Consider the following 14,668-nt stretch of genomic DNA (forward strand, 5'->3'; position numbering starts at 1 on the left):
AAGCCGTTACATTGCTGCAACGGCTTTTTAATTATTTGAATTTAATCAAAATTAATCTCTGTATGTCTCTACCGCTGGGCATGAGCAAATCAGGTTACGGTCGCCGTATACGTCATCGATGCGGGTAACTGTAGGCCAGAATTTGTCTTTTGCTACGCTAGGTACTGGGAACGCAGCATAGAAACGGTCGTACGCTCTATCCCACTCGTTACCTAATACATCTGCTTGTGTGTGCGGTGCAAACACCAGCGGGTTGTTTTCGATTGACCACTCGCCTGAGATGATCTTCTCTATTTCACCTTTAATAGAAACCATGGCTTCGATGAAGCGGTCTATTTCTACTTTAGACTCAGACTCAGTAGGCTCAATCATTAACGTGCCAGCTACTGGGAATGACATAGTCGGAGAATGGAAACCATAGTCTTGTAGGCGCTTAGCCACGTCCATTTCTGTAATGCCTGATGCATCTTTTAATGGGCGTAAATCAACAATACACTCGTGCGCAACGCGGTTATTGCGGCCACGGTATAAAATTGGGAAGTGCTGGCTTAACTGCTCAGATAAGTAGTTAGCATTCACAATCGCCATTTCAGTGGCTTGCTTTAAGCCTTCTGAACCCATCATAGTGATGTAAGCCCATGAAATAGGTAAAATAGCTGCTGAACCGTAAGGCGCGGCTGATACAGCACCGTTGTCGATATTCGTACCGGCTACATTAATTACACTGTGGTTTGGCATAAATGGCGCAAGGTGCGATTTAACACCAATTGGGCCAACACCTGGGCCGCCGCCACCATGCGGAATACAAAAGGTTTTATGTAGGTTTAAGTGCGATACATCAGAGCCGATAGAACCTGGACTTGTTACGCCAACTTGCGCGTTCATATTTGCGCCGTCCATGTAAACTTGACCACCGTGCTGGTGAGTAATATCACAAATTTCACGAATGGTTTCTTCGTATACGCCATGTGTAGACGGGTATGTGATCATGATGCACGATAGGTTTTCAGACACTTCTTCAGCTTTCGCTTTTAGGTCGGCCATATCAACATTACCGTTTTTATCACAATCAACCACCACGATTTTCATGCTTGCCATTTGTGCAGATGCAGGGTTAGTCCCGTGCGCTGAACTTGGAATTAAGCATACATTACGATGGCCTTCGCCGCGTGATTCATGGTATTTACGAATCGCAATTAATCCTGCGTACTCACCTTGTGCGCCCGAGTTTGGTTGTAATGATACCGCATCGTAACCAGTAATGTTAACTAACCAGTCGTGCAGTTCACCCATCATAATCTGATAACCTTGTGCTTGGTCTAACGGGCAGAATGGGTGCAGGTTAGAAAATTCAGGCCATGTAATTGGGATCATCTCAGCAGTCGCGTTTAGTTTCATAGTGCATGAACCTAACGAGATCATAGAATGATTAAGCGCTAAATCTTTATTTTCAAGGCGCTTAATATAACGCAGCATTTCAGTTTCGCTATGATACGAATTGAAATTTGGATGCGTTAAAATTTCATCATCACGTACTAGGCTTGCCGGAATAGACTCGCTACCGTTTGCTTCGATATCTGCGGCGATTGTGTCAAGGCTTAAGCCATGGCCGTCACCTAGCACAATATCAAATAACTCAGCTACATCTTCGCGAGTCGTCGCTTCTGATACTGAAATTGAATACTCACCATCATGGTTAGTTGCAAAGTTAACGCCTTTTGCGATAGCACGGGTAATTACGTCATTTTTATCATCACTTACTACAGTGAGGGTATCAAACCAGGTATTGTGCTTAAGATTTACGCCTTTTGCTTGTAAGCCAGCTGCTAAAATATCAGCAAAACGATGAATACGCTCTGCAATCATTTTTAAGCCCTTAGGGCCGTGGTAAACCGCGTAAAACGCAGCCATATTGGCCAGTAGTACTTGCGCTGTACAAATGTTTGAGTTGGCTTTTTCACGGCGGATATGTTGCTCGCGCGTTTGCATTGCCATACGAAGGGCGTCGTTACCTAAACGGTCTTTAGATACACCAATAATACGACCTGGTAATGAGCGCTTATACTTGTCGCGAGTGGCAAAAAATGCCGCATGTGGGCCACCGTAGCCCATGGGTACACCAAAGCGCTGCGCTGAACCAAGTACAACGTCTGCGCCTAGTTTTCCTGGTGCTTTTAATAGTAATAAGCTCATGATGTCGGCAGCAACACAGGCAATGGCTTTTTTGTCTTGCACGCCTGCGATTAAGTCTGTTATATCAACCACTTCACCTGATGTTGATGGGTATTGGAAAAGCGCGCCAAAAATATCATGGTTTACGGCATCTTCAGCTTTGCCTACTACAATTTCAAAACCAAATTGTTCTGCACGCGTAGCAACTACGTCAATAGTTTGCGTGTGCACGTCATCGGCAATAAAGAAGACATTGGCTTTTTTAGCTTTAGATACGCGTTTTGCAAGGCCCATAGCTTCAGCAGCAGCGGTTGACTCGTCAAGTAATGACGCACTGGCTAAATCAAGACCGGTTAGATCTAAGGTCATAGTTTGGAAGTTTAATAATGACTCTAAACGCCCTTGTGCAATCTCTGGCTGATAAGGAGTGTAAGCGGTGTACCAACCTGGATTTTCAAGTACGTTACGTAAAATTACGTGCGGTACATGTGTTGGGTGGTAACCTTGACCGATATACGATTTGAATACTTTATTTTTACTTGCTACTGATTTTAAGTAGCTTAGTGTTTCAACTTCAGTACGGCTTTCGCCTACTGTTAAGCCCTGCTCTAAACGAATACTTGCAGGGACCGTTTGACCGATCAGCTCTTCAACACTCGATACTCCAAGAGCGCCAAGCATATCAGTTACTTGCTCTGGGCTTGGCCCAATATGGCGGCGAATAAAATCTTGCTTTTGCTCTAGTTGCTCAAGAGATTTGGCGTTTGACATTTGTCCAGATTCCTATGATCCAAAAAAAAGTGGTTATTACTAATGGGTAACCAGTAATAACTTAAAAACTTGGCGATTTAAGCACTTACACAGTATGGAAAAGTAAGCGGTAAAATCATAAAAGCCCCGCTAGTATCTAATATGACGGGGCTTTTAAAATCGAGTAAACTAATAATTAGTCTTCGTCGATAGTGTTTGCGTAGCCTTCAGCGTCTAGCAAGTTGTCTAGCTCAGACTCGTCAGATGCTTTAACACGGAATAACCAACCTTCTGCATATGGGTCGTTATTTACCGTTTCTGGAGCATCTTCAAGCTCTTCATTAATAGCAACCACTTCGCCACCAATAGGTGCATAAATGTCTGATGCTGCTTTTACTGACTCTGCTACTGCACATTCTTCGCCTGCATCTACTTCGTCACCCACTTCTGGTAATTCTACGAATACCATGTCACCAAGAAGTTCTTGTGCATGCTCAGAAATACCAACAGTAAAGGTACCGTCACCTTCGTTGCGAACCCACTCGTGTGAAGGGGCATACTTTAACTCGCTAGGGATATTACTCATTTGTTTATTCCTTTGGTTTATATTGGGTGATAACACCAAATTTTTAATTGATATTTAAAGTACTGATTTACCGTTACGTACAAAGCCTGCTTTAACTACTTTTACGTTAACTAATTTTTTACGCATTTCTACTTGGGCTGTTTCACCAATTGAGCGTGGTACACGTGCAAGGGCAATACTGTGTCCAAGTGTTGGTGAGAAGGTACCTGAAGTAATAATTCCTTCGCCACCGTCAATGATCACTTTTAAACCAGTGCGCAGTACGCCTTTTTCTTCAAGCACTAAACCAACAAGTTTGTTGGTGCTTTTATCTGCGCGCTGCTTAACCACTACATCACGACCGATAAAGTCACGATCTTCAGGTTCCCAAGCAATTGTCCATGCCATGTTAGCGGCAAGTGGTGATACGCTTTCGTCCATATCAAGGCCGTAAAGGTTCATACCGGCTTCTAGGCGTAACGTGTCACGTGCGCCAAGGCCTGCAGGTTTTACACCTGCGTCTAACAGTTGTTGCCAAAGGTTAGCGGCTTGCTCGTTTGGTACTACAATTTCGTAACCATCTTCGCCAGTATAGCCTGTTGTGGCGATAAATAAATCACCTACTTGTACACCAAAAAATGGCTTCATACCTTCAACTGCAGCTTGTTGCTCTGCACTTAGTAGTGTTGCTGTTTTAGCTTTAGCATTGGGTCCTTGTACCGCAATCATTGCATATTCAGGACGCTCAGTAACTTCAACCGCAAAATCGGCTGATACTTTAGCCATATGGGCTAAATCTTTTTCACGTGTTGCTGAGTTAACCACTAAACGGTAATTGGTTTCAGAGAAGAAATAGATGATCAGATCGTCAATTACACCGCCTTGCTCGTTAAGCATGCCGGTATAAAGCGCTTTGCCAGGAACAGTTAGTTTAGCTACATCGTTTGCCACTAGCTTGCGTAAAAACGCTTGAGCTTGCTCGCCTTGCACATCAACAATAGTCATGTGTGATACGTCAAACATACCGGCATCTGTGCGTACTGCGTTATGCTCTTCGATTTGCGAACCATAGTTAATAGGCATTTCCCAGCCGTGAAAATCAACCATTTTAGCTTTTGATTCTAAGTGTTTTGCATGTAAAACTGTTTTTGAAGTCATAATATTCCTTCACTTTAAAATTAACCCAATACTGGGCGTGGCCTCAACTTAATAAGGGGGAATAACATGGGCGGCGATTATACATAAGTTGTTATTCGCTGGCACCCAAATTGCGATTTGTTATTACATAAAATGGCAAGTGTTTATTACACTCAGTCGTTTTAAAATATGCTGTCATGTCACGTCAACCAAAGACGTGTCAAACCCTTGCTGCTGTAAATAGGCTTGCCATTTTTCAAGCTCTGGATTTTTAGCCACCAGCTGAAAATATTGCTTTAATTGTGTCGTAACGGCGGTTACAAATACCGCTCCGCTTTGTGCGCCATAACAGCTCAGAGAGTTTGATAAACGCAAACCTGGCGTTAATTTAAATGCATCAACAATAGCGTCAAAAGCTTGTTCACCGCATAGGGTCATTACGTTTAAGTCGCTACGCATTACATAGTCGATATCAAAACGTAACTGCTGCTCATTTATAAGTGATTGTAACTGTTTGCTTGCTTGGGCAGGTAATATAAATCTAAACGCAGTTTCACTAAAAAAATACACGGAATAAGCAAAGTCACTGTCTATATCGCCATCTAACGACCCTTTTACACCCAAACCACTGGCTGTTAATTTGCTGATGTCTAATCCCAGTATAGAGGTTAAAAACAGCAGCGCTTCGGTGCCACTAAAATCCATAACGGCCATCTCAGTATTAAACTCAAACGCGTTATTTTCAGCGTGCTGAGCAAGGCTGTGGCGCGCAAACATTATGGGAGAAAAAGTCATCATTGACACCTATCAAGCTTTAATAGCAAAAGTATATGGCGCAAGTTTACCAACAACAAATTGTAATTTTAAATCAATTGATAAATAATACTTATGAACTCACCTAATTAAATAGTAATTTTTAATATGAAAAACATCTCAACAGATAGCTTACGTACCTTAATTACCGTTGTAGAAGTCGGTGGCTTTGCTAAAGCCGGTGATTTACTGGGCTTATCGCAACCTGCGGTGAGTTTACAAATTAAACGTTTAGAAGATTTACTCGGCCATAAGCTCTTTAAAAAACAAGGCCAACGCCAAGTACTTAATCATTATGGCGAGGTGTTATTACCAATGGCAAAACAAATGCTATTAACTAACGACAGTATTTTACAGCAATTTACCAATGAAAGTGTTACTGGTAAGGTACGCTTAGGGATCCCCAGTGAATTTGCGGCACGCATTTTACCAGCAATTATTGGTGATTTTGTGGCGCTTTACCCTGATGTATCTTTAGAAGTCAAATCACGTTTAAGTAAGCATTTACTGTCGGTTGCTCGTCAAGATCAATTTGATTTAGTGCTCGCGCTTAATGAAGATTTAAATTCTGAAAAGTTCCCCGTATTTATGCAAGATAAGTTAGTCTGGGTGGGTGATTTAAACCTTGCACAAAATGAGGTGGTTACGCTTGTTACCGCACCTGAGGGCTGTATTTATAGACGTCGCGCCATCGAAGCACTAAAAAACGCAGGTATTAAATACCGCATTGTTTATAGTAATGCCGACTTGACCGGACTTACTGCCGCGTTAAAAGAAGGGTTAGGGATCACAGTATTAGCTAAAAGCACCGTGCCAAACGAGCTAAGTTATCAATTACACACCAAACAACTAACAGAACTTGGTCAGATAGGTATTAGCTTAATAAAACGTGCTGATGAGTCTGGACATGCGGTAGATAAACTCGCTGAGTTTATAAGCTTACGCATGGCTTAAAGGTTTAATACCATCACTATAGCGGCCTCTATAAAACTAGAAACTTATAAGCCATATTTGTTGAATCAAATATAGCTTTTTAGCTGCTTGATTAATTCCATAATTTAAGGCCTAAATAATTAATATTCACACTATGAAAATTCAATAATTTAAGATCTTATACAGTTACATCTTTACCAATAATTTTATACACTACATATACTAAAACAACTAACATAAACGCTATTACAAGGAATATTCAATGGCTTTTGATTATGGATCAATTGATCTTGGAATAAAAAATCCCTTTAAACTGGAAGGAAAGGTAACTGCCTTACGAGGGACAATTGAATCTGTTGCTGGAATTACCCTTTTAGTTATTGCTGCGGGCTTGGTTAAAGAAGACTCCATTACAGGCTGGCTTTTAATGCTATTTGGTATGCTAATTTTAGCTTTAGGCATTCGAACGCTTTCTGGTGGTATTTATGCCATGCTGAAGTACTTTGTTGGTCGTAATCACCCAACATCTCTTGCTTATAATCATAGTAAATCACAAGGTTCAACAGCCCAAGAAGAAGCTGAAGTAGTCGCATACAACTCCCACGAATTAGAAGAAATGTTGGTGGGTCGTAAAAATAGTACCTTCGTAGAGCCCAGTGGTTTTTTGTCTCGTTTAGTACATAGTATTATTCCTAAATTAGTATTTTTGCCTTACCCAATTCGTAATGTTGCCCAGCGTTTATTTGGTTCTTGGGTTAGTACCATAGTAGCTTTACTGGCGTATGGGCTTGTCGCATTTGTAACTTTATCTGGTTTTACGGGTGAAGCTGGCGAATTAACATTTCCTATTTACAGTGCTTTACTGATGTTTTATGTGCTTTTATCGTGGCGTGATACAGGAAAACCAATTTCTCGTGACGCTGAAAAAAATATAGAAACGCTTGGCGGTGGCGCACTTGCTAGAATAATTTCACTTTCGTTTATTTTACCCATTGCTATAGGTCTTTCTCTGTCATGGGTAATGAAAGAACAACAGATCAGTAATGTACAAATCAATAGCTGGCTTGAACAGTTACCGAGCTTAAATGCTGGTATATACTTAATTGCTATTATTGTGCTTGCGGCATTAAGTAGTGTGCCTATTTTTATAATGATAAAAGAACGTATAAATACGATAGCTCCTTCTGCCGAAGTATCTGAGCTACGTGAGAATTGGCAAGAGTCTGTTCACCCTGATGAAGTTTTTATAAACCTTGATAATTTAGTTATGGCGAACCGTCGTTATAAAGAAGTTCCAAACAGAGTCTATCGTGAACTTGACCCTCAGTTACAAGAGCAAATTGATGGTAAAGGCGGCTTTAAAGGGGAAATGATCCAAGAAATACAACCTAAATTGCACAAGATGGATTTAGGCAAGCTCTTTAGTGTAGCTAGGTTAGTTAGTCTTCTTAGCGCCAATTTACTCTATATAGTCGCTTTAGTCTTTACGATTTTATTAGCTTACTCGCTAATCGACGTGTTTCATTATATCGCTGACTCTAATATTAATTCATTTAAACAAGCCTTAAATGAACAACATATTTTGCAAGTGAGTGAATTAACTATGTCGGCCTTTCACTTCCTATTAATCGGATTATTAATAAGAGCATTTGCACGCTTATTACGTACCAACGCCCATTTATTTTTTGCTGAAATGCAATTTGAATCTCTATTGGTTTACTTTAAATGTGAAGGCACCTTTACTGAATCTAAAATATCAACCGGAACAGGCATTCACGATAGTACTCGCTCTGAAAATACGTTAGTTCGTAGCAGTATTACGCCGTGGATTATTGTCTCTCGTATAGTTTCAACGACTTTTGCTGCAACGGGGATCAAAAATCTTGAGCATGCTCGCCATATTATGGAAATGCATAAAGACGAAGGACAACTACAGGCAATTAAAAACGATGTTATTGCATTCTTAAAAGACCGCGAGTCTATTGCGTCAATCACTAGTGAGCGTGATTTAGGAAATGCTTCTCAAATTCATCAACTTAATCAGCAAACACGCGCTGAGCCTACACAAAAAGCTATTAACAAAAATGACGATGAAGCGGCGGGTTATTTAAGGCAGGAAGAGAACTCAAATCCTGATTCTAAAGCCTAAGTCACTTTTAATTCCAACGACAATCACATTTTAAAAGTAACTGAAGTATATAAAGCGCCACTGTAATTTTGGCGTTTTATATACTATTAGCGGTTATTAGGCATTATCTAACAACTTTTACTTCCCTATTGCTTGGCTTGCGAACAAGTGCTTTATTGGTCCGAGGTTATCGACCACACTTAACCCGACACCACGGGCTAACTTTTTCAATGGGTTAGCGCCATTAAATAACTCTTTTAGCCCTTGCATCATGGCGATGTGTTTTTGTGCGTCAAGCTTACGAGTACGCTCGTAATCACGAAGTGTGCGCGAACTTGCAAACTCTGTTTGCTGCTGGCTTAAAAGCTCAATTAAATAGGCGGCATCTTTTAGCCCTAAGTTCATACCAAGTCCTGCAAGCGGATGAATTGTATGCGCTGCATCACCTATTAACACCACTTTACCTTCAACCCACTTTTGCGCATAACGCATTTTAAGCGGGAAAGCAGCCCGTTTACTTTGTACTTCACATAAACCACATTGGCCATCAATAGCAGCCATCACCGCTTTATTAAAATTATTATCGTCCATAGCAAGTAATGAATCACTGTGTGCAGGACTCGTTGACCAAACAATCGAGTGAGTGTTGGCATCTGCCAGCGGCAAAAATGCCAATGGGCCACTTGGTAGAAAAACTTGACGCGCCGTATTATTATGTGGCTCTGCCGTTTTGACTGTAGCAACAATGCCATGGTGATCGTAATCTTTAAACGTTACTGGTAAATTAAATTGCTTACGTATAGCTGAATTTGCGCCATCAGCAGCAACCAGCAATTTAGCTATAACGGGTTCACCCGAATCAAGGGTAATAAATACATCGTTGTCACTTTGGTGAATCTGCTGATAAGCCGTATCAAATAAAAGCGTCACTTTACTACTTTTTTCAAGCTCGTTAATTAAGGCGTAACGAATAATATCGTTTTCAACAATATGACCTAAGTGCGATAAACCAAGTTCGTCGCTGTTAAAAGCAATTTTGCCAAAACTGTCTTGGTCGCGCACATCCATGTGAGTATATGCACGAGCGCGTTGAGCGATTATTTCTGGCCATACATTAAGTCTGTCAAGTAATGCTTGGCTAGCAAGACTGAGCGCACTTACTCGTAAACCGTATTCATCACCCGGCAATTGCTGAGTGGGCGCAGCATCTATTACAACCACACTAATATTCGCTTTAGCCAGCCCCAATGCGAGAGTTAAACCTACACAACCACCGCCAACAATACATACTTGCGTTTGTTTCATAGTCGTTTACCTTGTTTTACTTGCCCCATTAACTGCTTAGCTAGAGGGGCTTTTAGCGTATCACTTAAGCTCATTGCCAATAGTCCGCAGCTGCGGCTAAATGCAAGTATTCTTGATGAATTTGAAAATAATCGTACCAATCCATCGGTAAGCGTCATAACGGTATTAATATCTTGCTTACGCAGCTTTGCGTAACTTGTAGTAAAGTGATAATCGCCAAGTGATCCACCTTTTGCAACAAGCGCGCTTAAAAACTGTACATCGCGTAGACCCAAGTTAAAACCTTGCCCCGCAATAGGGTGAATAGCATGCCCAGCATTACCCATTAAAACCGTACGATGTGCGATCAGTGACTCTGCTCGGCCATAAACTAGTGGGTAACTTGTGCGCATACCGACTTGAGTAAACCGCCCTGCTCGATAACCAACCGCACTTTGTAATGCGTTTACAAAACCTTCGTCGTCAAGCGCCATAATCGCATCTATTTGCTCAAGCTCCATGCACCACACTAACGAATAACGATTATTACTCATTGGTAATAGTGCTATAGGCCCATGCTCGGTAAAGCGCTCTAAAGCATTATGATTATGCCCATCAGCCACTTCAACATTAGCGATAATCGCTGCTTGCTGATAAGGCTTTGTGGTAAATTCAATATTTGCTAATTGCCGGGTTGGCGAATTAGCGCCATCGGCAACCACCAGCAATTTAGCCGTTAACTGCTGGTTTGATGTAAGCGTAAGTGCAACATGCTGTGCATGGTATTCAAGCTTTGTGAGTGAATCGGGGCAGTACAAGGTGATATCGGTTTTAGCTAACTGTTGATGAAGGCTGCGCCCAAATGGGTTGACTTCAACTACATAACCTAGCGCTTGTTGTTGATAGTCACTACAATCAATATGCGCTTTACCAAAATGGCCGCGATCTGAAACGGTTACTTTTTCGATTGCCGCCGCAAAACAAGCACTCGTATCAAATGCTTTAATGTCTTGTAAATACTGAACTGACTGCTGAGCAAGAGCAATACTTCTATCGTCAAAGCTTGGGTGATAGTCATCACTTACTTCATTGGGTTCTATCACGGCAATTGATAAGTTAGGCGCTGCATTTTTTAACCCAAGCGCACAACTTGCCCCAACGAGTCCACCACCAATAATAACTATATCAAACGCCTTGTCCACGGTTTCTTCCTCGCGCTTAGTTGTCTTTTTTTGCTTGCATCAGCGCTTCTACGTCAGCAATTGTTTTTGGTACGTGTGCAGTTAAATTTTCGTAGCCTGTGTCAGTTACTAACAGATTATCTTCAATACGAATGCCAATGCCTTTGTATTGCGCTGGCGCATTTGAATCTTGGCTTATATATAAACCAGGCTCGATAGTAAGCACCATACCGGGGGTGAATTCACGGTCTTTACCTTGGCTTTTATAATCGCCAACATCATGTACATCGAGCCCAAGCCAGTGACCAAGTCCGTGCATGTAATACTCTCTACACGCACCTTTTGCTATTAGCTCATCTAAATCGCCGTTTAAAATACCTAAATCAAGTAACCCTTGGGTAAGAATTTTACTAGCAACACGGTTTGCTTTAACTAAGCTACTACCGGGCTTAACTTCGTTAAATGCCGCTAGTTGCGCAGCTAATACAATATTGTAAAGTGCTGTTTGCGATGCACTAAACTTACCATTAACCGGAAAAGTACGGGTTATATCACCGGCATAGCCTTGATACTCGGAGCCTGAATCAATAAGGACTAAATCGCCATCACGCAGTACATCGCTATTTTCGGTGTAATGTAAAATAGTGGCATTATCACCACCGCCCACAATAGTGCCATACGCAGGGTGACGAGCCCCATTCATGGCAAAGTGATGATGTATTTCAGCCTCAAGCTGGTATTCAGTAACGCCCGGTTTAACAAACTCCATAGCACGAATATGCCCTTCACCACTTATTTTGCAACTTTGGGCCATAATAGCTTGCTCTTGAGCTGATTTAATCAGGCGCATTTCATGAACTAAGCCACTTATGTCTTTAATGGTAGACGGTGCTTTATGTGCTCGGTTACTACGGAGCGAGCCCAATAACGACCATATTTTATCGTCAAACTGCGGGTAAGTACCCTGCGTATAAAATAAAATCGTGCGGCCATTCACCAAATCTATTAATTGTTCAGTTAGTTCACTCAATGCACAAGTTGCGTCGAATAAGTACTCGTTTTTTGCTTTTTCAAAGCCAATACGCCTGCCATGCCAAACTTCGGCAAGCTTATCTTTATCACGGCAAAATAAGGTACTTTGCGCTTCACTTGATGGGCTAAGCACTAATACCGCATCAGGTTCATTAAAGCCAGTTAGATAATAAAAGTCGCTATCTTGACGAAAAGCATATTCGGTATCACGACTACGAGTAACTTCGCCAGCAGCAGGAATAATAGCAACGCTGTTTGGCTCCATTTGCGCCATCAAATGCTCTCGGCGGGCTTTAAATTCAGATTTGTTTATAGCCAGTGCTAATACACAGTCTGCGGTCATATTACCTACTCTAATTGCTAGTTAATGAAGCGTTTTTTTAGTGTTTTCTTGGCTGCTTTGTTCTTTACCTAACTCTGCAAAACACAATAAAGCAGATACCCGCACGTATTCAATTACTTCATGGAGTGCTTGACTGTCTTCTTCGGTTTCGTCAAACATGGTATCAAGGCGAGTAATTTCGCTAAAGTCACTGATCACTTCTTTGACATCAGCTGAAAGCTTGCCATAGTCTTTTTGCTTTAAACCAAAACCCAGCATAAAACCCGCCGCCCACGACACTAAGCCATTAGCTTGGTCGATAAGGGTTTCATCATCACCGGGTAAAAATAGATCAAACTGAAATTCATCATCGCTGAAACTATCAACAACTTGCTTATAAATGGTAGCAAAAAATTGTTTTAGGTCTTGGCTAAATGCTTGGCCATCGTTAAATACATCGCTAAGTAAACCTAAATATTCTTTAGCTTCAATACTTAAGCCACAAGCAAGTAAACCACTTATGACTCCGTGGGCTTCTGCAGGGGCAACAAAAATCTCGTTCTTTTCTAGCATTAACTGGGCTTGTTGGTAATCTGGTAAATCGCTCATAGTTTTATCTTCGCTCGACTAAGTAACTCAATGCTACCACTCGATAAATGGCAACTCCAATAAAATGTATCATTCGACTCAAAGCATCTTACTGAAAGTTACTTCTAACGCTTAAAAAGCAACCTACAGAGTAAACGCCTCGCTAAAGGTGGGTAAAAACCACCCAAACGCACTTCTTTTTTACTTTTATGGTTTAAGGATTGGATTATGTCTTATATACTGAATTTGTTCCCTGGGGTGTTGGAGCTTGGTTAAGTCCCTGAGCCGATAAATTTTACGTTAGGGTTTCTGTTCGTTTACTATTGAGCAAGCTCGGCATGTACCGAGAAGCCTACGGTAAACCGCAGATCCCCGCCCTGAAACCTCAAGGTTTCAGGACTGACACCGAACGCCACATACCTGGGGAACACCTTTCTTTTTATACCAGTTTACTTACTTTACTGACAAACTATTGCTAATAGCCCTTTTAGCGCGACCTTTCAGTTAGCACTTTGGCGTACAGCAGGCCATCATAAAATTCACCCTCTTTATAAATAGCTTTTTTAAGCAGCCCCTCATGTTCAAAGCCTACTTTTTCGAGCACCTTGGTTGATTGTGAATTCCCGGCAAATACCACTGCATGTAGCCTGACAATATCGGTATTTATTTTTAACTCTTCAATTAATAACTCAAGGGCTGCAACAACTAAACCACGTCCCCAATATTTTTGTGCTAACCAATAGCCAATTTCAGCCGATTTTGCGTATTCAAATTCACCGGGTAGAGCGCCAATACAGCCAACCAACTGCCCATCAACTTCAATAGCGCGAGTAAACCCGGCTTTACTACCTTTTTCAACCCACCAAAGTGCGTCATCAAGGGTATAAGGTGTAGGTATTTTTGGTGAGAGAAAATGCTTAATATCGAGGTTATTAAGGTAATTAATCAATAATGGTTGATCAGTGCTTTTGAAGTGCCGTAAACGTAGCATTGTTATCTTATAATGGAGGTTATTTTTATTATCATAGCGTAATATAGAATCACGCTTATATTATTTATTTTAAAGCGTAAAGTTAAAGCTGACTTCTCTAAAAAAATAGATTTCAAAAAGAAAATAAAGCTAACTTACTAGCAATCATAAATAGGGGCGTTTTGTAAATAAAGTCGCAAATAAATTAGCAACTACAGATCACATCCTACTTTTTACTTTATTGGTTGCGACACTATTTGCGGGATCGTCAGGCCAAAAATTCTATGCCACAATTAATTGAGTTTATTGACACTTACCATTACTTCCTTTATTCATTGGCTTCAAGGTTATTTACAACGCTTTTAAATTGACACACTGTTTTCAGTAATTATTGACAAGTAATACTCATTTTCCAGTATGGTAAAGGGCAAGATTGACACTAATAGATGTTCAATGATAGTTGCAATAGTGAAGATTACCTAAATGGTAGCGATGTAACTCTATGATCATGAATTATAACAAAGCACTGCGTCTGCAAAAACGCTGGCTAGACCTAATTACGATTACCTGCGTTACAACTATCTTTTAATAGATCGACCTGGAGTTTCCTCAAGAGGCTTTTCTGGCCATCTGTGCTTTGGATACTTTCCTCGCATATCTTTGGCAACATCAAAGTATGATGACTTCCAAAAGTTACCTAAATCGCTGGTCGTTTGAATTGGTCTTTTTGCAGGTGAAAGCAGTTCAAAACGAAGAGGTACTGAATTTTTAGCCAGTAAGGGGGACTCAAGTT

At 41.1% G+C, this 14,668-nt stretch carries 12 protein-coding genes and 1 other RNA gene; 3 read left to right on the forward strand and 10 right to left on the reverse strand.

Features of this window, described 5'->3' with window-relative positions; genetic code table 11:
- Nucleotides 1-51: 51 nt before the first annotated feature.
- The 4 genes from gcvP to ACT3RM_RS13760 form a co-directional block, all read right to left on the reverse strand.
- Nucleotides 52-2,943 carry an aminomethyl-transferring glycine dehydrogenase gene (gene gcvP / locus ACT3RM_RS13745; RefSeq protein WP_441835681.1) on the reverse strand — a complete coding sequence of 964 codons (2,892 nt, stop codon included), beginning with the start codon at nucleotides 2,941-2,943 and terminating at the stop codon, nucleotides 52-54.
- A gap of 175 nt (nucleotides 2,944-3,118) precedes the next feature.
- Complete coding sequence (gene gcvH, locus ACT3RM_RS13750; protein WP_441835682.1) at nucleotides 3,119-3,508, reverse strand: glycine cleavage system protein GcvH; 390 nt, start codon at nucleotides 3,506-3,508, stop codon at nucleotides 3,119-3,121.
- Nucleotides 3,509-3,562: 54 nt separating this feature from the next.
- Nucleotides 3,563-4,645, reverse strand: coding sequence for a glycine cleavage system aminomethyltransferase GcvT (gene gcvT / locus ACT3RM_RS13755; RefSeq protein WP_441835684.1), 1,083 nt, complete (start codon nucleotides 4,643-4,645; stop codon nucleotides 3,563-3,565).
- Nucleotides 4,646-4,819: 174 nt separating this feature from the next.
- Nucleotides 4,820-5,419 carry a hypothetical protein gene (locus ACT3RM_RS13760; protein ID WP_441835692.1) on the reverse strand — a complete coding sequence of 200 codons (600 nt, stop codon included), beginning with the start codon at nucleotides 5,417-5,419 and terminating at the stop codon, nucleotides 4,820-4,822.
- A 126-nt stretch (nucleotides 5,420-5,545) separates the two neighbouring features.
- On the opposite strand from ACT3RM_RS13760, the gene ACT3RM_RS13765 reads away from it, so the two are divergent.
- Together ACT3RM_RS13765 and ACT3RM_RS13770 are read left to right on the forward strand one after the other, a co-directional pair.
- Nucleotides 5,546-6,391 carry a LysR family transcriptional regulator gene (locus ACT3RM_RS13765; protein WP_441835685.1) on the forward strand — a complete coding sequence of 282 codons (846 nt, stop codon included), beginning with the start codon at nucleotides 5,546-5,548 and terminating at the stop codon, nucleotides 6,389-6,391.
- A 241-nt stretch (nucleotides 6,392-6,632) separates the two neighbouring features.
- Nucleotides 6,633-8,519: a hypothetical protein gene (locus tag ACT3RM_RS13770; protein WP_441835686.1), complete on the forward strand. Its 1,887-nt coding sequence runs from the start codon at nucleotides 6,633-6,635 to the stop codon at nucleotides 8,517-8,519.
- Nucleotides 8,520-8,636: 117 nt separating this feature from the next.
- Here ACT3RM_RS13770 and ACT3RM_RS13775 read toward each other — a convergent pair whose 3' ends face one another.
- Genes ACT3RM_RS13775 through ACT3RM_RS13790 form a run of 4 tightly spaced genes read right to left on the reverse strand, consistent with a single transcriptional unit; the run spans nucleotide 8,637 to nucleotide 12,926 of the window.
- Nucleotides 8,637-9,803: an FAD-dependent monooxygenase gene (locus ACT3RM_RS13775; protein ID WP_441835687.1), complete on the reverse strand. Its 1,167-nt coding sequence runs from the start codon at nucleotides 9,801-9,803 to the stop codon at nucleotides 8,637-8,639.
- Nucleotides 9,800-10,984 carry a 2-octaprenyl-6-methoxyphenyl hydroxylase gene (ubiH, locus tag ACT3RM_RS13780; protein WP_441835688.1) on the reverse strand — a complete coding sequence of 395 codons (1,185 nt, stop codon included), beginning with the start codon at nucleotides 10,982-10,984 and terminating at the stop codon, nucleotides 9,800-9,802. Before ubiH ends, ACT3RM_RS13775 begins: the two co-directional genes overlap by 4 nt.
- 16 nt (nucleotides 10,985-11,000) lie before the next feature.
- Nucleotides 11,001-12,338, reverse strand: a complete 1,338-nt coding sequence (pepP, locus tag ACT3RM_RS13785; protein ID WP_441835689.1) for a Xaa-Pro aminopeptidase — start codon at nucleotides 12,336-12,338, stop codon at nucleotides 11,001-11,003.
- A gap of 21 nt (nucleotides 12,339-12,359) precedes the next feature.
- Nucleotides 12,360-12,926, reverse strand: coding sequence for a UPF0149 family protein (locus tag ACT3RM_RS13790; RefSeq protein ID WP_441835690.1), 567 nt, complete (start codon nucleotides 12,924-12,926; stop codon nucleotides 12,360-12,362).
- Nucleotides 12,927-13,152: 226 nt separating this feature from the next.
- Here ACT3RM_RS13790 and ssrS point away from each other — a divergent pair.
- Nucleotides 13,153-13,336, forward strand: a non-coding RNA gene (gene ssrS, locus ACT3RM_RS13795) — 6S RNA.
- 56 nt (nucleotides 13,337-13,392) lie between these two features.
- Here ssrS and ACT3RM_RS13800 read toward each other — a convergent pair.
- Both ACT3RM_RS13800 and ACT3RM_RS13805 read right to left on the reverse strand, forming a co-directional pair.
- A complete protein-coding gene (locus ACT3RM_RS13800; RefSeq protein WP_441835691.1) occupies nucleotides 13,393-13,896 on the reverse strand; it encodes a GNAT family N-acetyltransferase in 504 nt (167 codons plus the stop codon).
- A gap of 557 nt (nucleotides 13,897-14,453) precedes the next feature.
- On the reverse strand, nucleotides 14,454-14,668 hold a 215-nt coding region (locus ACT3RM_RS13805), incomplete at its 5' end, for an ATP-dependent helicase C-terminal domain-containing protein (RefSeq protein WP_444511392.1).

The sequence above is a fragment of the Pseudoalteromonas sp. AOP7-A1-14 genome (genome assembly GCF_052376275.1).
GTDB lineage: Bacteria > Pseudomonadota > Gammaproteobacteria > Enterobacterales > Alteromonadaceae > Pseudoalteromonas.